Source organism: Treponema sp. Marseille-Q4523, assembly GCF_016901105.1.
Lineage (GTDB): Bacteria > Spirochaetota > Spirochaetia > Treponematales > Treponemataceae > Treponema_D.
Genome location: NZ_JAFEVM010000043.1, coordinates 1 through 20,065, shown reverse-complemented (window position 1 = coordinate 20,065; position 20,065 = coordinate 1). Strand labels below are relative to the sequence as shown.

The following is a 20,065-nucleotide window of genomic DNA, read 5'->3' as shown; positions in this document are numbered from 1 at the left end:
TGCCCGTGTCTTACAAGCGGGCTAGAGCAAACATGTAAAACAAGGGATTACAGGGACGGGGAGCGGTCAAGTGTGGAAGAAAATCTAAAAAGTTTTACTTTTCCGCTTGACAAAAAACATAGGAGTTTTACTTTTCCGCTTGACAAAAAACATAGGAGTTCGAGGCTCGGTTTTGCAGGCTGCACGATAAAAGCATCTGACAGTTTTAATGTCACCCGTTCGGGATACTCTTCTTCGCCGTTGTAGAATACGTAGAACTCAGGCGTAGGGATTTTTTTCAGCCTACGGAGATAACGATCGCGCGGGTTTTGGATGCGTTCGTAAAGCCGCGCCGCATATTGCAAAAAGCGCAGCGGCATGTTTTCGTTTACCGTAGACTGGTGCTCGATCAATACGATGATTTTATCCTCGATGAGGCAGGCGATGTCGTTGCGGAAAGCCATGTACATCACCTGTTCGAGACGGAGCGGTTCGAGCTCGGTCGATGTATCGAGCTTTGTCCCGTGGAGCGCGTTGTAGAGGGCGAGGAAGTTCGCTTTTGCGTTTTTATCTTCGCCGAAAAAATCGACAAAGACGGAATCCTTATACCGGCGATTATGTTTTGCCATAAAACCTCCCGAAAAATATCCGGTATATATATCGCGGAGATGTTGTGATTTCGGAGTTTTTTCGGAAAGATTTTTAATTTAATTGCCGGACGCAGAGCAAGTCACTCGCGAGATAAACTTACGTATAAGTGTGTACATTCTCGCAAAGCGGCTGCGCGAACTCGCGTTTTTGAACAGCGGCATTATTCGAAAAAGTCGCTCAAAGTCGGTTTTTCAAGATGCGCATTTATAATATCCGTAAAATCCCGTCTTTTAATTCCTGCTTTTTTGCGGCCGTAAGTTCGCTTTTGTCGTGCAGGTCGATCGTGTCGGCAAGACGCATCGGATTTTTTTTGCACACGAAAACAACGTCGGCAACCGAAAGCGCTTCTTCGATGTCGTGCGTAACGAATAAAATCGTATTTTTTTCTTTTTGATGGATCGCAAGCAAATCGGCAATCATCTTATGTCTGATGCCGTAGTCGAGCGACTTGAACGGTTCGTCCATAAGCAAAAGCTCGCTGCCGTAATAGAGCGCGCGCGCAATCGAACAGCGCTGCTTCATACCGCCGCTCAGTTCGTCAGGGTAATAGCGCTCGAATCCGGTAAGGCCCGCCATATCGATAAAGCGCTGCACTTCTTTATCGTCGCCTTGGGGATTTACCGATTTGATATTTTGCGCAACGGTCAGCCACGGAAGGATCCTGTCTTCCTGAAACACATAGCCGATTTTTTTCCCGCCCGTTTGCAGCGAGCCTTCGAAATGCGTATCGAGACCCGCGACAATATTGAGCAGCGTCGACTTTCCGCAGCCGGAAGGCCCGACGATAACTGCGATGTCGCCGCCGTTCACAAAAAAAGAAAGACGGTCGATAACCGTTTTGCCGTTGTAGATTTTTTTAAGATTGTTTACGCTGAGCATATTTTTGTTCCTTCGGCATAAACAGCAAAGCGACGGCGGCTTCCAACACATAGTACATGCACACCGACACGACCGTCCACGCGATAATCGCTTCCGGTTCGATGTTCAAACGCGCGTTCACGATTTGCCCGCCGATGCCGGAAGACGTCGTCAGCACTTCGCCCATAACGACCGTTTTGGATGCGGTACCCAAGGCGATCCGCAAGCCCGAATAAAACTGCGGCTTTACGGACGGCCACGTGATTAAAAAGAAGCGCTGCTTTTTCGTATATTTGAACACGGTTCCCATCTCAAGCAGTTTTCGGTCTACGTGCAAAACCGCATCCTGCACCGAAATCGCGATGATCGGAAAAATCGCAACCGCGACGATAAGGACGGCGGGCTTTCCGTTAAAACCGAACCAGATGATCGCAAGCACGAGCAATGCAACGGGCGGCACAACCTGCAGCACGCCGAGAACCGGTTTGCACAGTTCCCGGCACGTTTTGCACACGCCGCACACATAGCCGACGAGGCAGCCCGCCGCAATGCCGAAAAAAAGCCCGGCGCCAAGCCTGCCCAAAGTTTTTGCCGCTTCGTGCAAAAGATCGGGAGCGGACAAAATGCGCGCAAGTATTTTACCGACGGCCGGAATCGGCGGCACTACAAGCGGCGGGTACGCCAAAGAGAGTACCTGCCACAGTGCAAGCATGGCGAGCGCCGCTATGCAGTTATTTTTTATAGAGGATTTTTTCATCGGGAACTTTTCCGCCGATCGTCGCCGGATCAAAATCGACTAAAAGCTGCCAAAACTGCTGCAAGTCGGCTTTCGCATCGTACGCGTTTTTATAGATAAGCCCCATGCGCGGAATCGCTTTTTGCACAACCTGCGCTTTCATGCCGAGCTTGGAATCGGCAAGAGCTGCGGCCTTGTCGGGATTTTGCAGCACCCAGTTCAGCGCCTTTTCGTATTCCGCTTCAAAGCGTGCGACAAGTTCGGCATTGTCTTTTATGAATTTCGATTTTGCGCCGAAGCCCGCATTCGGAATGATCGTGTTGTCGTCGGTAACTTTTTTCCATTCTTCTTCGAACGAAAACGCGACACGCGCATCCTTATTCTGCATTAAAATCGCTGTAACCTGCGGCTCGATCATCGTCGCATATTGAATTTTTCCGGCGGCCATCATCTGCGCAATTTCCGGACGCGAAGAGTAGATAATCGTTACGTCTTTTTTCGGCGTAAGACCGGCTTTTTTCATAAAAAACTGCGTGATAACGTCGGGCGGAGAAGACTGCAGCGGGACGTACACGGTCTTCCCTTTTAAGTCCGACCAGTTTTTAAGCGCGGGATCGGTCGTCAAAAAATACGAAACGCCCCACGTGTCCACATTCGTCAGCGTTACGGGAACGCCCTTGTTGTACAGCTTTGCGACGACCGTCAGCGGAAACGCAAACATATCGAAATCGCCGCTCTGCACCATCGCGATAAGTTTTTCCGGCGCATCCCAAATCGTATATTCGATTTTGACGTTTTCGCCGAGCGCATTCGATTCGATCATGCGCAAAACGGGCAAAGCGGGCGGCGCTTTCGGCATGCCGATGCGGATCACCTGTTCCTTTGCAAAGGCGGCACAGTTAAGCGCAATAAACAGCGCGGCCGCGACAGACAGTATTTTTTTCATCTCTGATACCTCCGGATGATTGACACTGTCTAAAAGTTAGCATAAAGTAACAATAAGTTCCGTTGCCGCTGCAACAAACGGGGAAAAAATGCTGAATTTTTATACGTCGTTTTTGGCGCGAACGGCGGTATTCAAAGGGATTCCCGCCAAAGACATAGACAAAGCGATCGCCTGCCTGCGCGGATTTTATAAATCGTTCGAGTGCGGGCAGGAAATATACCGTTCCGGCGATATCGTCTCTCATGCGGGGATCGTCGTCGACGGGTGCGTTCACGCCGAACAAATCGGTGTAGACGGCAAAACCGTGCTGCTCAAAGAAATCGGACGAGGAGAATCTTTCGGAGAAGCGCTGTGCTGCCTCAGACAGGCGAACCCGTTTTTGCGCATCATCAGCGCGGAAAAGACGAAGGTTCTGTTCATTCAGTTTCCCTCGGAAGACGGTACCAATCGATGCGGATGCCCCTACCGCATAATCGTGCTCGAAAATCTGTTGCACGAAATGGCGCGCAATATTCAGCACCTCAACATGAAGATCCAACTTTTGGCACAGCCGACGCTCCGCGACAAACTTTTGTTTTATCTGCGTCTTACGCAAAACACGCTGCACCGCAATTCATTTACGCTGCCGTTTACGCGCGAAAAACTCGCACAGTTCATATCGGCGGACAGGAGCGCCGTCTCTCGCGAATTGAGCCGCATGAAGGACGAAGGAATTATTAAAATCGAAGGGAAAACGATAACGCTGAAGTGAGCTTACCGCATCGTCGGAAATCGCTTTATCGACCGACATACGAAACGGATGAAAAAAATTTCCGTAATTTTGTTGCCGGAGCAACGGATTCCGCATCGGATTTACAGTATGTTAGTTACAGATAATTTACGGAGGCCGATATGCTGAAAAGCAAACATATATTTTCCATCGCAAAAGACAATGCACCGGTGGAAGGGTGTACGGTTTCGGAAAAGGTGCTGGAAGGCAATGCGTGCAGCATGAGCGTTTTTTCGATCGCGGCAGGCACAAACATCAGCCCCGAAAGCTACGACTATCCGAAAATTTGGAAGATCGAAGAAGGCGTCGCCGAAGTGCTGTATTTGACGGCGGAAAAGCCGCAACTTAGGCGCGGCGACATTTTTATCGTACCGCAGAATATTCCCGTCGGCATACGGAGCAAAGCGGGATGCATATATTCGGAAATACTTTTTGATAAGGAGTGTATTATGAACGACATTTTAAAGAGCGCGAAAGTTTTCGCATTAAAAGAGCTTCTCCCTTATAAAGACGGGAAGATTGTAAACATGGACCTCGTCGACAGCGACAAAACCAAATTTGTAATTATGGCTTTCGACGCGGGAACGGGATTGTCCGAACATTCCGCCCCCGGAGACGCGATCATATTCTGTCTCGACGGCGAAGGCATTATCGGATACGAAGGAAAAGAGTACCGCATTCACGAAGGCGAAAATTTCAAGTTCGATAAAAACGGCAAGCACTACGTCAAAGCGGAAGGCAAATTCAAAATGGCTTTGCTGCTCGTCCGCGACTGATTGCAGTTTACACCGCAGAGATGTATAGCGTACAGCTGACTTACTTTTAATCTCGGCGATCTGTCAAAAAAAACCGATTGCTCTTGCGGCAGCTGTACGCGCAGAAAAAAGGAGGCAGTATGTACGGTGAAGCGGGTCATATATTTTTGGCACGGCTCGGCAAAACGACGCTGCGCCCCGGAGGAATCGATGCGACCGCATGGCTCATTGAACAGGTAAACATAAAAAGCGATACGAAGATTCTTGAAGTCGCGTGTAATATGGGAAGGACGATGATTCAGCTGTCGAAAAAATTCGGCTGCAAAATCACCGGCGTGGATCTCGATAAAGACGCACTTAAAAAAGCGGAAGCAAACATTAAGAAAAATCATCTTGAGGATAAGCTGACGCTGATTCATGGAGATGCGCTCGCATTGCCGTTCGACGATGCAAGTTTCGACATCGTTGTCAACGAAGCGATGCTGACGATGCTTGTCGGCGATAAAAAAGACAAAGCGCTCAAAGAATATTTTCGCGTACTCAAGCCCGGCGGACTGCTTTTGACGCACGACGTTGCTCTCAGAACATCCGATCCCGCCGTACAAAGAGAGCTTCGTACCGGATTAAGCAAAGCGATAAACGTCAGCGTCGAACCGCTCGATGCCGCCGGCTGGGAAGCGCTCTTTTGGAAAAACGGATTTTCCGTTATGCAAAAATGCGGAGATATGACGTTGATGAGCCCGCGCGGCATGATCCATGACGAAGGCTTTACGAACGCGCTTCGAATTGTGCGAAACGCGATGAAAAAAGAAAACAAAGCGATGTTCCGGCAAATGTTCCGCTTTTTCAACGGACACAAAAAAGAACTCGCCTATATCTGCAGTGTCGGAATAAAGCCGAACGATTAAATCCGAAAGAGTGGAAACATCGGCAAACGTTCCCGATTTTCCGCCGCCCCTGCCCCATCAACGCTTTCACGACAATTTCACTTATTATTGACACGCCTTGTAAATTAGCGTAAGCTAACGTCTGCATATATCGTACGATTTTACGATCCGATATACCGCGCACATGTATTAAACCGATTTGAAATTCGCAGATTTGCGTACGGTTTAATCGAGGAGCATATATGAAAGTTCTGGAAATAAACAAAGCGTTCCGAAAATTCGGAGAAATCCAAGTAAAATTTCGATGGCTTTTTTTACTCGCAATGTTCATTATCACCGCGGTCGGGCTTTCGGGTTTACGAAAATTCGTCGCTGAAGATCTGCAGGAAGACTGGTTCGGCGACAAAGAAAAAATCAAACTCGCAACCGATCGATTTGAAGAAACCTTCGGCAACGAAGACGTCATCACGGTTTTGGTTCAGACAAAAGACGTATTCGATTCCGATGTACTCAACATGATCGACCGGCTCGGAAACGAAATGATGGAAACGATTCCCTATGCACGCGATGTCATGTCCGTCGTCGAAGTGTCGGTCGCGAAAGGCACCGACGACGGTATGCAGGTCGTCACACCGTTCGAAGACGGCATACCCGACACGCACACGGCCGAAGGCAAAGCGGAGATGGAATCGATCAAAAAATTTCTACTCTCGCGCGAAGCGATTGCAAACAAACTCGTCTCCGAAGATGCGACCGAAACTTGGGTCATCCTCTATCTGTACGGTTACGGCGAAGAAGACAATAAAGCGCGCACCGGCATGTATAAAGCGGGACGAGCCGCACACAAACTGCTCGAAGACCCGAAGTGGCAAAGCGACAAATGGAATCTTATCTGTGCGGGCACTCCGTACACGGAGTGCGAAGAATCCGACGTCATGCGAAAGGAAATGTCGCGCAACCTTATAAGCGGCTTTATCGCGATGATCATCTGTTTGATTTTATTCGTGCGCTCGCTGCGCGGTCTCATCGTCCCGCTTTTTTCGACGGTGGGCGGCATCGGCGTCGTGTTCGGTTTTATGTCATACTTCGGCATCGTAGCCGATCAAAATATGATGACGATTCCGATCTTGCTCGGCATGGCGCTGTCGGTCGGCTATTCGATCCACTACATCAATTCGTTTAAACTGCATTTCAGACAGACGGGTATTCGAAAAGAATCGGTTATCATGTCGGTCGAAGAAACCGGCTGGCCGCTTTTCTTTACCGCGCTCACGACGATCGCATCCCTCATCTCTTTCGCCCTCGTCGACATCGGTCCACTCAAATGGCTCGGCTTGACGTCGTCGGCAACCGTTTTGGTCGTTTTCCTCTACGCGATCATCCTGATCCCCGTGCTGCTTTCGTTCGGCAAAGACAAAAAAAAGGAAGAAAGTGCAACGACGCAGAAAGTGACGAAAGCCGACCTCGCGTTCGAATCGTTCGGAAAACGCGTGTTGAAACACAGCAAAGCCGTCCTCATCGTCGGCTTCGCGATGATCGTCGTCTTTATTCCGGGAATTTTTAAAATCCGCGTAACGCTCGACTATATCGAAATGCTCGGATTAAAGATCCCGTACATCGCTCGCTTGGCAAAACTGCAGGATACGCAGCTCGGCTCGGTGTATTCGTATAAAATATTAATCGAATATCCCGACGTTGATGAATTCAAAAAACCGGAACGCATGTTCGCACTCGAAAAGCTCGAAAACACGCTCGGCAATTTAAGTTTGACGAGAAAATCGAACGGAAAGCCGCGCGTTAAATCGGTTCTCGACATCGTAAAAGAAACGAACCGCATGCTGAACGGCGACGATCCGGCTTATTATTCGATCCCCGACGACGAAGACCTTTTGACACAGGAACTCTTCCTGTACGAAATAACCGGCGGCTCTCGGCTCTACGATTGGCTCAACGCCGATTACAACATGGCATACGTCAACGTCAACCTCGCGACATACGACAGCAGTCAAATCGCGTCGAACATCGCGGATGCGGAAAAAGCCGCCGAAGAACTTTTTCCCGGCGCCGAAGTTTCCGCTATCGGAGCGGTCGCCGAGTTTGCCGAAATGAACGGAAAAATCGTACGCGGAGAATTGAAATCGTTTGCAGGCTCGTTTATCATGATCGCCGCAATGCTCATCCTCGTGTTTATGAGCATTCGGACGGGACTCATCGGAATGATCCCGAACATCACTCCGGTCATCATCCTCGCCGGCATCATGGGCTATTTCCGCTTCCAGCTCGATATGATGACGATGACGATCATGCCGATGATACTCGGCATCGCCGTCGACGATACGATCCACTTTATCAATCACGTCAAATATTATTACGAAGTGCACGGAAATTACAAAGATGCGATTTTGCGCACATATCTTGAAATCGGAAAGACGATGTGCATGACAACAGTAATCATCTGCGCCATGTTCCTCATCTACGCGTTCAGTCCGATGAACACGATGCATCGCATAGGAATGCTTTCGATCATCGGTTTGACGACAGCTTTGGCCGCGGACTACCTTATGACGCCTGTGCTCATCTACGTGACGAAGCCGTTCGGAAAAGAATTCGACGGGATCGAGCGAAAGCGCTGATCGACAATCGACGCAAACGCCCCGCAGTTTTGCGGAGCGCTTGCAGGCGGTGCTCCGTGATTTCTTTGCCGCATATACACTACGCCTGATAAAAAAACCTGCCGCGCATAACTGCGGCAGGTTTTTTATATTTTACATATTACGATTAAGGATTCTTTACGGCAAACCAATAATACTTGTCATTTTTCTTATACACTTCAAAATCCGTTGTCGGTGTTCCCAAGTCGAGATTGGTTTTATCGACTTTTTCCGCCTTTGACACATCGGACGCTTTCCATGCCGCTTCATCCTCTGTCTTATACCAAGTGTAATTACCGGAAATAAGCGCGACTGCTTCGATATCAAAATACGTTATAGATGCATCGGTAAATGCATACTTGCCGAAATGCGTAATCGATTTGGCAAAATTGTGCCGGAATGAAGTAAGGCTTGTACAATTTTGAAATGCACGATCACGTATGGATACGATATCATTCAACTCTGTACCGTACAACGGAATTTCAGTAACAGACGTATCCGTATTATTATACATAACATACAACGAATACGAGCCCGATACCGGATAAATATGAGTCTCTTCGTTGCACCAGTCCGCAAGCGTTCCGGTAAAGTGCACTTCGATATTGTTCGGAAATCCTGCAGTCCCATACTTTCCTTCAACAATGGTATCTTTGCCGAGCGTTATGCTCCGGAGACCCGTACAGTCTGAAAATGCATCGGCTTTTACCGTTACTTTATTCGGAATGATAATAGCTGAAAGCAACCCACACCAGCCGAATGCGCGTTCCTCTAAGGTTTTGACCGCATCGCTTTCGGAAATCGTAAGATCGTCAAGCGACGTACATTCGGCGAACGCTTTTTCCCCGACGGTTATGGCTCCTCTTCCGATGAAAACCGTTTTAAGCGCAGTACAGTTATAAAAAGCTTTTTCTCCGATGCCCGTCACGGTATCAGGCAACACAACCTTTTTCAGTCCCGATTTCGAAAAAGCTTCCTTCCCGATCATTTGCAAATTTGAAGGAAGCGTCTCTATTTCCAGATTTGTACAGTTTGAAAATGCATTCGATCCTATCGATGTAATGTCGAGAGGAAGCGTTACGGCCGTTAAAGAGCTGCATCTTGCAAAAACGAATCTATTTAGAGCGGAAAGCTGCGAATCATTCATCTTCAATGAAGAAAGCGCCGTACACTCATAAAATGCGGCGTCGCCCAACTCACGGAGCTTTTTCGGCAGCGTTACGGCAGTGAGCTTTTCACAAAGATAAAACGCCCTTTCTCCGATAGCCTCTACGGTCGTAGGAATCGTAATCGTCGTAAGATTTTTACACTCCGTGAAAGATTCTTTAGGTATGCTCGTAACCCCTTCTTCTATGACGACTTCCTTTACCGCCGACTTATAAAATATATTGCCTTGCCAGCCTTCGGTATTGCCTTCGGCGTGACGGACGACGGCTTTATTCAGATTCGGACAGTCGTGAAGCGGCTCTTCATTACTGAATCTCACATCAACGGTTTTCAGAGAATCGTATATGCTTATCGATTTCAACGCTGTGCATCCGATAAAAGCTTTTACTCCTACTTTTGTTAGACTTGCAGGAAGCGAAATATCGGCAAGTGCCGAACAATATCCGAATGCGCTTTCCCCGACAATCAGATTACCCGAACCGCCCGCTTCCGAAAAGACAACGGTTTTGAGCGCTCCGCATCTTGCAAATGCATTGCTGCCGAGCATCGTAAGATTTTTAGACAACGTCGCCTTTATCAGCGTACTGCAGTCGATAAATGCGCCTCCATCAATTACCGTTACCGAATCCGGTATCGTTATATCGGTAAGTGCGGCACAACCTTCAAACGCACTCGATCCGATCGTCTCGAGCCCGTCATTGAGCGTTAAATTCGAAAGCGCAGTACAGCCTGCAAATGCATTCCAGCCGATCGATTTTACGCTGCCGGCAATGGAAACCGTCGTGAGTGCTGTACAGCCTTTGAACATTTCGCTTTCTATTTTCAGGACGCCGTCCGATACGACAAGCGTTTTTATATTTTTCCCTGCAAATATTTTTTGCGCGATACCCGTCGTATTGCCGTCAGTATGGATAACCGTAACGGATTCAAGATTTGTACAATCTTTTAAAAATTTCGCTGCATCATAAGGATCGTTCGTAACGAACGTACCGTCGGAAATCGAAAGACTTTTCAGGGCACTGCAGCCGCTGAGCGCATCATAAGCGATTTTCGTTACCGCAGTTCCGAGCGTAAGTTCGCCCAATGCCGTACAACCCGAAAACGCGTTCGATTGAATTTCCGTAACAGTGACGGGCAATCGAATATTTGTCAGCTTTGTACAGTTCTGGAAATAACCGTAATACGAACTGGCAAAATAATTGTAGCAAATCTGTGTTATACCCGTCGCTGCAGTCATATCGAGAGAAACGTTTGCGTTCGAGTTTTTTATTTTAGTGCCGAGCGTTTTTACATCATCATTCCGCCACGCACCGAAAATCACGACATCCACACTATCCGATTCTTTTGTTAAATCGAGTTTGTCTATTTCGGAAACGATGTATTGAGACCCGTTTGCCCGCGTTACCCGAATCGAAAGGGGCACTTCCACGGTTACCGTGCACAACGCGGTTTTGCTTCCCGCCTGTGCCGTCACGGTCGCCTGTCCCCCGTCTTTTGCCGTTACGGTCACGCTTGAACCGGTCGCTGCGCTCAGTGAAACGGCGGAACCGCTTACCGACCACGAAACCGTTTTATCCGTCGCCGTAGCGGGCAGTACAGTCGCAGTAATTGTTTTCGTTTCATCCTTTTGCATAGTCAGCGATGTATCGCTGAGCGTTATGCTCGCGACCGGAACGACGGTGCCTGCAGGACCGACTTTTACGGTACACGAAGCGGTCTTTGCACTGTCCGTCGTCCGTACGGTAACCGTTGCCGTATCGCCGGAAGTACCGGTTCCGTCGGATACGGCCCTCACCGTACCGTCTTGTGCTACTTTAACAATCTCCGTATCGCTTGACAGCCATGTTACCGATTTGTCTGCGGCATTATCGGGACTTACGGTTGCGATAAGTTTTTCCGACATACCGACATCGAGCGTAAGCTCCGACTTGTTAAGCGTTACGCCGCTTACATGGACTACTTGCGGAGAGTCGCCCCCCCCGAATTATTGCAGCCCGCAAATGCAAACACGATACACGCGCTCAGCACGATACATGCTTTTCCGAAATTTTTCATAACACTTCCTCCTGCTCTCATTGTGATTACCGATTCCGAATACCGGTTTCATTTTTCTCTATTGTCATTAACAATAATTTTTCCGTACCGATTTGTCAACATCTAAAAAATACTAAATTTCCCTCTCACAACACCGTACACAAAAACGCCGTCGTCAATCCTAAAAAGATCGAAAGACCGAGCATGTGTACCGGCACGAAGGAACTGAGCGCGAGCGCACCGAAAGAAACGGCGGTCGTCAAAAACGACAGCAAAATCGCAAAAGGTTCGAGGCGAGCGTTCACCGTCGTATCGCTGCGCTTTTCGTTTTCGACCATGTAGATCACGTAGTCGAGACCGAGACCGAACACCAAAATCATGCCGGTGATCGAAAAGAATTCGAGCGCTATGCCGCGCGCCGAAAATATCGATGCGATGACGAGCACGATGAGCAGCGGGATAGATGCGATCTTCAGCGTGTGCCGCCAGTTGTAAAAAATCTTCAGCACGATGACGATAACGACGTATGCGATTGCAAACAGCGTCAAAATCGTCTTCGTCAAACGATCCAAATCGCGTCCGATGTCTTTGATTTTATTTTCAAAATAGACGTTTGGATTTTCCGCCGCGATCCGTATATACGCCGCTTCGTCGGTGATCGAAATGGGAAGCACGATGGAATAGTACCTCCCGTCGATTTCACCGAGCCATGCGGACGATATCGCTTTTTTGAGGTACGACGGGATATCGCCGTCGGGAGTGATGTACTTTGCTGCGTCCGCGTCGTATGATGCCTGCAGTTCCGACGCAAGCGACGCATCATAGCCGAGCATTTCGTATTGGACGGGTGCAAGCGGCAAAAGATTTCCCGCCGCTTCGTATGATTTTTTTTGCTTTGCAAGGGACGGTATGTACTGCGACGTAGCGATAAAGCCGCCGAGCGCTTTACCCTCGTTGACTTCCGACAGGCGCTTGCAGAGCGCTTCTTCTTCTTCGAGCGTTTTTTCAACCGTGTCTCCGGCTATGATAAACCAGCCGGTCGGATTGTAGTTGAGCACTTTATACGAAATGACCGCATCTTCGCGGACACGTCCGGTCGCTTCGTATAAGGTGTTGACGTCGTTTTCTATTTTAATATTTTTACGGTTGACGAAAAGCGTCGTAAGCGTTACGGCAAAAATCGAAGCTACTGCAATCCTGCCGATTTTCTTTTTGTCGTACCACTTAGGCGCGGCAAGCGCATCGATGAGCGGGATCGAGCGCTTGGCATCTGCCGGCATCGCAAGCAGAGGATACACGCTTACGACGGTTAAAAACGCGCTGAAAATGCCGGTAAGCGAAAATACCGCCATCTGCTTGAGCAATCCGAACGGCGCAAATACGAGGATAAAATAGCAAAGTTCGGTGGAGATGAGCGATAATAAAAGACCGGTCATCAAGTGACGGCGGATCTCCGCGCCGCTTGCAAGCGTCCTGTTCGCTTTCCGGTGGATGAAAAAGTGCAGACTGTAATCGATACACGAGCCGATCAGCGATGTGCCGAACACGAGCGTCAGTATGTGGATATGGCCGAAACACGTATACGTCATCGCAAATGCCGCCGCGATCGAAAGCAAAATCGATGCGATGGACAAAACAAGCGGCAGCGGATTTTTAAACACGATCAGCAATAAAATAATAATGCCGAGCAGTGTTACGGTTGAAATGATCGAAATCTCTCTGCTCGCCGACGTCGAACTTTTATGACTGTGAAAGGGCGTGCCCGAATACACAAAACGCACACCGTCTTTTTCGAGCGGTTCGCACACGTCGTAAATCTGCACGACGGCGTTCGACTTGCTTGCAAGCGCCGCTCCTTCTTTGCTTAAAATACCCTGAATCATCACATACCAGCTGCCGTCGTATTGGGTAGCGAGCACACCGTCTTTCGGCGACATGGACGTACCGGAATTTTGCAGCGATGCGAGGTAGTACTGCAATACGTATTCGTCGAGCATAAACGGATCGTCTTCCAGTTTGTCGAGCGAAGAAAAGGTAAAGGCGCCGTAGGCTTTTGCAAGCGCATTTTCCGCAAAGCTTTCCGCGCCGCCCGGAGATGAAAGCGTTTCGACGGCTTCATCGTCGAGCAGATTCCAGCGATACCGGTGCACAAAGTCCATCACGCTTTGGAGCATCGCTTCATCGGAATACAGCGACACCGATTTAAAACGCGGACTGTCTTTCAATTCACTGTAGACGGTTTCCGCGACGGACTTCGCCGTATCGAAATCTTTATGCGACACGAGGATAAATACGTTTTGCCCCGTCATTTCGGTAAGGCGTTCGTCGGCGACACCCATCGCTTTGCCGATGTCCGGCTTCGGCAGCATATTAAAAAGATCGGCGTCGAGATTTACCGTACCCGCGCGTGCAATGATAAAAAGACACGGAGCGAGAACGAACGCGTGGAAAATAAGCCATGCAAATGCAAAGGTTTTATTTCGCGGCAAAGACGGCTTTTTCATCTGCTGAAAGCTCCTTCGGATACTTTTGATTCGAAAACGTATAGGTGACGGTATCGCCGCCCGCTTCGGTCATAACGATCGTATCGAATTCGGCACCGCCGGATGCACCCGTTCCGCCGAGTGCGAGCGTTTTCATCACGGCGGCGACTGTTTTATCTTTCGGAGTGAGAACGGCATTCCATTTGTTTCCGTCGGAAGAAAAGGCGACCGAAAAATTTTCGTACAGTTTTTTCACATTGCCGGAAAAAATCGAAGAGAGTGTCGTCGAAATGCTCGTAAAAATTTGATTGTTCGACGCGTCGATGACGGTCTTTTTGCCGTCGGGTGTCGTTTGAATAACGCTCGTCAATCCCACGACGAGCGACGACGGAAAGGGCTTCAGCGTTTTCCACATAATACCGTCGAGGCTGAATATAAAGGTCCCGCTCGACGTGAGCGATCGGTTTACTTTTGAAATCGTGCGTACCTGCGTAAAATTCCCGGTCGTATTCGGATGGCGCGCGAGGTCGGCACACACGGCATCGAACGACGTATCGGCCGCAAAAAGCGGCAGAACGGCAAACACAAGAGCGCATATAATATTGACAATTATCTTTTTCATACAACACCTCCGCCGGTCCGGCACAGTCAATTTTTTAACAATGTTTCAACGCGGGTTATCAATTTTTCGGGACACACGAAACACGTTTCGCCCGTTTGCAACTTTACCGCCATCTGCGTGCTTTCCGCCTTTGTCGCAAGGACGCCGGTCTTCGCGTTGTAAATCTCGTAGCGTATTTTAAGACGATTTTCGTATTCAATCAATGATGCTTTGATGCGCGCTTCGTCTCCGAAAGCAAGAGAACGCACGTATTTTATCTTCAGCTCCGCGACCGGAAACGCGTAGCCGTCTTCGACCATCTGCAGATAGCCGTAGCCGATTTTATCGAGCAGCGCGCATCTGCCGCGTTCGATGAATTTTACATAATTTCCGTGCCACGCGACGCGCATCGAATCGACGTCGTAAAATTCGACTTTAAATGTCATCTCTTCCGAAACGAGCGAACCGTTCATATCATGCTTCCTTGCGATTTTCGTTTTCCGTCCAAAAATTAAAAAAATTATACCACTGCAAAGGATACATTATGCAATACTGTTCCAAGAGAGCGACGTATTCGCGGCACAAGCGCTTGATCCGCGCCTCCCGTTCGGCACGCGGACAATCGAATGCTATGCCCGTTTTATGTACGTGCATCGAATAGCGCGGAGTGAGCATGAGCGTCTTTTCGCGGAGCGCAAAGACGAAATACGTCGGCGCTTTTAAAAGCGCTGCAAGCAAAAAAGCGCCGTACGAAAACCGCGCGGGTTTACCGAGAAAGTTTTCGATTATCGCCCTGTCCGCAGTATTGAACGACGTACGGTCTGCGGCGATGACGACGAGGCCGCCTTCGTCGATTCTGTCCATCAACAGCGAAATCGTTCCCGCGTTGATTTCATCGGCGTTTATTATATTGAGCTGCACGTGCGGATTGATCGATTTTATCGTATTGTTGAATTTTTTCGTCGTATTCAAATTCAAAATCGCCGTAACGGGAACATAGTGCGACACGCCGGTGCGGCCGTATTCGGCGAGGCTCCTGAGCATTTCGATATTGCCCAAATGCGAGCCGATAAGCAGCGCGCCTTTTTTTCGATCGAGCTGATCGATCAGCGATTTAACGTCGTCTTTTTGGAGCGCGATCTTATTAAAATCGATTTTACCGCACCAGCCTTCGATCTTTTCGATGATGCACAGCGCAAACGAAACGATGTGCTTATAAACGTGAGGCCGCTTTATGCAATCACCCCTGTCTGCAGTATATCGCAGCAACCGGTTTTGATATGCGCGCGATTCGTCTCGGGCGCGCTTTGAACACGCAAAATAAAAAAATGAAATGGGAAAAGCGAGCAAACCGACGAGCCACAAAGGCAGGTGCGAAATGAGCCACACGGTAAATTCGATCGGGCGGCTGCTCGACACTTCTTCTTTTTTTTGTGTCCAGTGAGCGTCCGCGCTTTCCGCAAGTTCAGCCATAAGCCCTTCTTCTGCAAATAGCGCGGAACGTCAGAACCGGCAAGCGCACGATCATACCCAAAAACAATTTTGTAAACGACAGCGATATGCGGATATTGTCGCGCACCATGCGGAAATTCGAAATGCCGTCTGCGGGGTAAGTTACGCGCACCGGATAGGATTTTATATGCACGCCGCTCCATACGAAGTGTACGAGGATATCCGCGTCGTATCCCATGCGCGCATCGACCCACGCGCGGTGAGTGAGCAGGCGGCAATACGGCGCTACCGGATAGATTCGAAATCCGCACATGGCGTCGACGATTTCATCGCTCAAAGACACAAAGCGTGCCCAGCGGTTTGAAATCTCTCTGCCTTTTTTGCGCGAGGCCGGCACCGACTCGTCGAATACGGGCGTACCGCAGATGACGCACGAGGGATATTTTTCCGCGGCTTCGATAAAAAAAGAAGCGCGCGATGCGTCATGCTGAGCGTCCGAATCGATTTGAAAGACGTGCGTCAAACCGAGCTCGTGCGCTTTTAAAACGCCGCTCGTCATCGCTTTGCCTTTGCCGCCGTTTTTTTCCCGTTCGACAAGTACGGCAAGCGGGCACGAATCGACCGCCGCGCGGATCTGCATTTTATTCGCCGCATCGTTGCCGTCGTCCACGACGATGATCGGTCGTCCGTATACGGCAAGAGAGCGGATAACGGAGCCGACCGTCGAACCGTGATTGTACACGGGGATGACGAAGCCGAGCTTTATCGCAGCTTTCTGCACCGCATCGTTTTGCGCAGCGTTTTGCATCGCACCCATCGACTACACCGCAGCGACGAAGATTCCCGACGAATACGCTTTATCGGATTTTTTTGCATCCCGGAGCAAGAACGACATCGATTTTTTTTCACGATTGAAATCGAGCTTTAAGCGGACGAGCGTGTCGGGTCTGATCGGCGCGGAAAATTTAATGCGTTTGATTTCCGGTACATAGCGCTGCGTACCGAAATATTTTTTTGAAAACCGCGTTATAATTTCAAACTGTGCGACGGCCGGAAGCAGTTTAAACTCCGGAAAATGCCCGTCGAAAAAATCACTCGAAGCAGGAATAAAAAATTCGATCTCTGCGGAATCTCCGCTCTGCGAAAGAACCTTTTCATCGACGATATCGTGCAGATTTTCACTCATGGTTATCATGCCCCCTTTTCATATACGCCGCCGCGCCGTATTCCGCCCGCACGGCATCACGCCTCCGTATCGTTTTTATCGTACGGCCGCATCCGACGCATCGCGCGTTGCAAACAAAGCTGCGATATCTTCCTTATGCTTTTTACCCTGCACGTCGCACGGAAGAGACGTGACATAGCGCCAGCGTTTCGGAATGACGACGTTTTCAAAATAATTCATAAGATAGTCGTGAAAGAATTTATTAATCGTCAATTTTTTTTCGTTTTGAAATTTCCGCTTACCGTCAGCATTGAGTACGAGCGCCGCCGCAAGATACTGGCGCACATCTTCGAGCGCGATGACTTTTACGTCGGAGACGAAGCCGCTCTGCAAAAGCCTGTTTTCGACTTCCGTCATCGAAATGCGTTTTTCCTCTATTTTTACGATCGAGTCGGCCCTGCCTTTCATGACAAATCTGCCGTCGGAAAGTATATCTACCAAATCGGCGGTCGCAAAACCTTTCGGGTCTTTGATATACGGAGAAACGATGACGAGACAACCGTCTTCCCCTTTCCAAATCTTCGCGTTGTCGAAGGGCGTCCACGCAAGTCCGTCTTTCGTCTGCTGCCGGTACGCGATGCCGCTCGTCTCCGTCGAACCGTACACTTCAAGCGGACAAAAACCGAATACGGCTTCCGTCTTTTCGGCAAGCTCTTTCGAAACGGCTCCTCCGCTTGTAAAGATAAAGCAATCGTCGAGCGGGAGCTTCCGCTCCGTTTCAACGGTACGCTTTAAAAACGCGGGTGTCGCGATGATCATGTAGGATCCGTCGGACAGCGTTTCGAATTCTTCGGGATATTCGATGCGCGTACGGCGGAAGGGAACGCCGTAGCCGAAGGGGAGCGCGATGCCGAACAAAAAACCGTAGATGTGGTGCTGGCTCACCGTCGTAACGAGTTTTCGCTTTGCGAATTCCGCGCCCCACTTCGAAAAGACGAATGCATTGTCGAGTTCGAATTCGGTCATGCGTTGGCGGACGCCTTTGGGCTTTCCGGTGCTGCCCGACGTGTAGAGCAAAATATCCGTATCGTCCGCGACGATTTTCGGAAGAGAGCGCATATCGCTTTCCGACGGAAAAGCAGCCTTTTCGACGACATCGGGAATAAAAATCGAATCGGCAATATCGCGATCTGTTAAAAATTCGACGCCGTCCGTTTTGATTTCCGCGATGAATTCGCTCGTAACGTTTTGCGTCAAAAGCACCGTTTTTTTGCACTGCAAAAGCGCAATGAACGCGCACAAAAAATACCAATAATCTTCACAGTGGAGAATATATTTTTGTGCGGATTTTTCGGAAATGAATTTTCGAAGCTTTGCCGAATCGGAAAGAAAATCGCGCCACGTTTTATACGCGCCGTCCGACCACTTCCGTTCGTAACAGACGATAAAATCGTCGGGGCGGGAATCCGCCGTAAATGTGCTGATCGTATGTGCTTTCGGCATTTTTTTTTGTACCCGCCTTCTGATAATAAATTCAACGGCAAACATACAGCCCATAAGCGCGTATGAAATGCCGCCGTTGTATATCGACCACACCGTATCGGAGCAAAAAAACGCCGTAAATGCCGACACACTTCCGTTGCAGATAAAAAAGACGCACCACGCGACGGTCACTTTGCGGCAATACCGCTCTATCGAGCTTTCCGCCGCAGAGCCGCGTATCGTTTTATCCTGCAGACACGCAAACCTGAAAATGATGTTCGGCGGCAAAAAAAGCGTACTGCCGAAAACGGCGAGCAGCGTTGCGCTGATCGTTACCGAATACAATTTTAAAAATACGGTCCGATTCGTAAAAAAACAAAAAAGACCCGCTGCAAGAAAAAGCGCGGACTGCGCAAGCGGCTTCCAATCGAAAGACCGCTTTACGCTTTTTACCGTTCCCCGTCCCTTTCCGTTCGCGTTTCGTACCCGACCCGTCGCGCTTAAAAAAAACGCGAAGGCGAGGGCGACGATACACAGCGATAAAATCCTGACAGGAAGCTTTAATACGACAAGGAACGCAAAGATGAGAACGGGATAAAGCGCCGCAACCGCATAAAAAAAAACCTTAACAAATTTTTTCATCAATCGGAAACGACATCGATTAAAAAAAGAAGCGGCCGGCTGTACGAGCTGCCGCGTTCATTTTTTTATTAAGCCTGCTGCGTATACGGATACAATGCGTCGACGACATCCTGCATCGTCTTTACCGTTTTAAAAATCGCAGGGTCGACTTTTCCGGGAATAAAATCCTTCATCTTTACGATCAAGTCGATCGAATCGATGGAGTCAAGTTCAAGGTCATCGGCAAGCTTTGCCGCGGGAGTGATTTTATCCTCTTCGATTTCAAATTCTTTTGAAAGGATCGCTTTCAGTTTGTCGAAAATCTCTTCTTTAGTCATATACAATTCCTCTTACGCCTTTTCGGCTGCAATATATTCAGCTAATGCATCGACCGATGCAAAGTGCTTTTTATTATCAGCGCTTTCGGCTGAAAGCTTTACGCCGAATTTTTTCTTCAACGCCACACCCAATTCAAGAGCATCGATTGAATCAAGCCCCAAGCCCGTTCCGAAAAGCGGTTCGGCGTCGACGATGTCTTCCGGCTTTACGTCTTCCAGCTGCAACGACGATACAATGACTTCTTTGATCTGTCGCTTTAAACCATCCATACGGCTTTTTAAACCCCGTCCTTACAATATAATATATCGAATAATTATAAACAAATGTATAAAAAAAGCAATATGTGCATTTGACTGTGCCCGCCGTATTTCCTCACGTAAAAATCTAACCGAAACGGTTTCGGTTACTCAAGTAAAAATCTAACCGTAGCTATGACCGTTGTACTGCCATAGCGATAAGCTTTCGCTGCAACAGCTGCGTCTTGTCAAG

Annotated in this window: 17 protein-coding genes and 2 pseudogenes; 4 read left to right on the top strand and 15 right to left on the bottom strand. The window is 48.9% G+C overall.

Going from position 1 to position 20,065, the window contains the following annotated elements; translation table 11 throughout:
- Positions 1-152 precede the first annotated feature (152 nt).
- From JSQ97_RS11300 to JSQ97_RS11285, 4 genes and pseudogenes are all read right to left on the bottom strand, one after another.
- Positions 153-608: pseudogene (locus tag JSQ97_RS11300) on the bottom strand (Rpn family recombination-promoting nuclease/putative transposase); the annotation flags it as partial.
- 226 nt (positions 609-834) lie between these two features.
- On the bottom strand, positions 835-1,509 hold the full coding sequence (locus JSQ97_RS11295) for an ABC transporter ATP-binding protein (protein WP_205076155.1): 675 nt from the start codon (positions 1,507-1,509) through the stop codon (positions 835-837).
- The gene (locus JSQ97_RS11290; protein ID WP_205076154.1) at positions 1,487-2,245 is read right to left on the bottom strand and encodes an ABC transporter permease; all 759 of its coding nucleotides are present in this window, start codon (positions 2,243-2,245) and stop codon (positions 1,487-1,489) included. Before JSQ97_RS11290 ends, JSQ97_RS11295 begins: the two co-directional genes overlap by 23 nt.
- A complete protein-coding gene (locus JSQ97_RS11285) occupies positions 2,220-3,170 on the bottom strand; it encodes an ABC transporter substrate-binding protein (protein WP_205076153.1) in 951 nt (316 codons plus the stop codon). The genes JSQ97_RS11290 and JSQ97_RS11285 overlap by 26 nt, the downstream gene beginning before the upstream one ends.
- Before the next feature lie 88 nt (positions 3,171-3,258).
- Between JSQ97_RS11285 and JSQ97_RS11280 the strand changes: the two genes are divergently transcribed.
- From JSQ97_RS11280 to JSQ97_RS11265, 4 genes are all read left to right on the top strand, one after another.
- Positions 3,259-3,921, top strand: a complete 663-nt coding sequence (locus JSQ97_RS11280; RefSeq protein WP_205076152.1) for a Crp/Fnr family transcriptional regulator — start codon at positions 3,259-3,261, stop codon at positions 3,919-3,921.
- A gap of 140 nt (positions 3,922-4,061) precedes the next feature.
- Positions 4,062-4,715 (top strand): cupin domain-containing protein, encoded by a 654-nt coding sequence (locus JSQ97_RS11275; protein WP_205076151.1) that lies wholly within the window; start codon positions 4,062-4,064, stop codon positions 4,713-4,715.
- Between the two features lie 119 nt (positions 4,716-4,834).
- The gene (locus tag JSQ97_RS11270; protein WP_205076150.1) at positions 4,835-5,602 is read left to right on the top strand and encodes a class I SAM-dependent methyltransferase; all 768 of its coding nucleotides are present in this window, start codon (positions 4,835-4,837) and stop codon (positions 5,600-5,602) included.
- A gap of 221 nt (positions 5,603-5,823) precedes the next feature.
- The gene (locus JSQ97_RS11265) at positions 5,824-8,214 is read left to right on the top strand and encodes an efflux RND transporter permease subunit (protein WP_205076149.1); all 2,391 of its coding nucleotides are present in this window, start codon (positions 5,824-5,826) and stop codon (positions 8,212-8,214) included.
- 145 nt (positions 8,215-8,359) lie between these two features.
- Here JSQ97_RS11265 and JSQ97_RS11260 read toward each other — a convergent pair whose 3' ends face one another.
- From JSQ97_RS11260 to JSQ97_RS11215, 11 genes and pseudogenes are all read right to left on the bottom strand, one after another.
- Positions 8,360-10,873 (bottom strand): leucine-rich repeat protein, encoded by a 2,514-nt coding sequence (locus JSQ97_RS11260; protein WP_370590054.1) that lies wholly within the window; start codon positions 10,871-10,873, stop codon positions 8,360-8,362.
- A pseudogene (locus JSQ97_RS13155) lies at positions 10,850-11,338 on the bottom strand (Ig-like domain-containing protein); the annotation flags it as partial. The gene JSQ97_RS11260 and the pseudogene JSQ97_RS13155, both read right to left, overlap by 24 nt.
- A gap of 241 nt (positions 11,339-11,579) precedes the next feature.
- The gene (locus tag JSQ97_RS11255; RefSeq protein WP_205076147.1) at positions 11,580-13,937 is read right to left on the bottom strand and encodes an MMPL family transporter; all 2,358 of its coding nucleotides are present in this window, start codon (positions 13,935-13,937) and stop codon (positions 11,580-11,582) included.
- Positions 13,909-14,538 carry a LolA family protein gene (locus tag JSQ97_RS11250; protein ID WP_205076146.1) on the bottom strand — a complete coding sequence of 210 codons (630 nt, stop codon included), beginning with the start codon at positions 14,536-14,538 and terminating at the stop codon, positions 13,909-13,911. Before JSQ97_RS11250 ends, JSQ97_RS11255 begins: the two co-directional genes overlap by 29 nt.
- 26 nt (positions 14,539-14,564) lie before the next feature.
- Positions 14,565-14,990, bottom strand: a complete 426-nt coding sequence (locus tag JSQ97_RS11245) for an acyl-CoA thioesterase (protein WP_205076145.1) — start codon at positions 14,988-14,990, stop codon at positions 14,565-14,567.
- 1 nt (position 14,991) lies between these two features.
- Positions 14,992-15,990 (bottom strand): lysophospholipid acyltransferase family protein, encoded by a 999-nt coding sequence (locus JSQ97_RS11240; RefSeq protein ID WP_205076144.1) that lies wholly within the window; start codon positions 15,988-15,990, stop codon positions 14,992-14,994.
- Positions 15,983-16,786: a glycosyltransferase family 2 protein gene (locus JSQ97_RS11235; RefSeq protein WP_205076143.1), complete on the bottom strand. Its 804-nt coding sequence runs from the start codon at positions 16,784-16,786 to the stop codon at positions 15,983-15,985. Before JSQ97_RS11235 ends, JSQ97_RS11240 begins: the two co-directional genes overlap by 8 nt.
- Positions 16,787-16,789: 3 nt before the next feature.
- On the bottom strand, positions 16,790-17,155 hold the full coding sequence (locus JSQ97_RS11230; RefSeq protein ID WP_021495773.1) for an ApeI family dehydratase: 366 nt from the start codon (positions 17,153-17,155) through the stop codon (positions 16,790-16,792).
- A gap of 75 nt (positions 17,156-17,230) precedes the next feature.
- Entirely contained in the window at positions 17,231-19,258 is a 2,028-nt protein-coding gene (locus JSQ97_RS11225; RefSeq protein ID WP_205076142.1) for an AMP-binding protein, read from the bottom strand.
- A 68-nt stretch (positions 19,259-19,326) separates the two neighbouring features.
- Positions 19,327-19,575: an acyl carrier protein gene (locus tag JSQ97_RS11220; RefSeq protein WP_021330961.1), complete on the bottom strand. Its 249-nt coding sequence runs from the start codon at positions 19,573-19,575 to the stop codon at positions 19,327-19,329.
- Between the two features lie 12 nt (positions 19,576-19,587).
- Positions 19,588-19,845, bottom strand: a complete 258-nt coding sequence (locus tag JSQ97_RS11215; protein ID WP_187384239.1) for a phosphopantetheine-binding protein — start codon at positions 19,843-19,845, stop codon at positions 19,588-19,590.
- Positions 19,846-20,065: the final 220 nt, after the last annotated feature.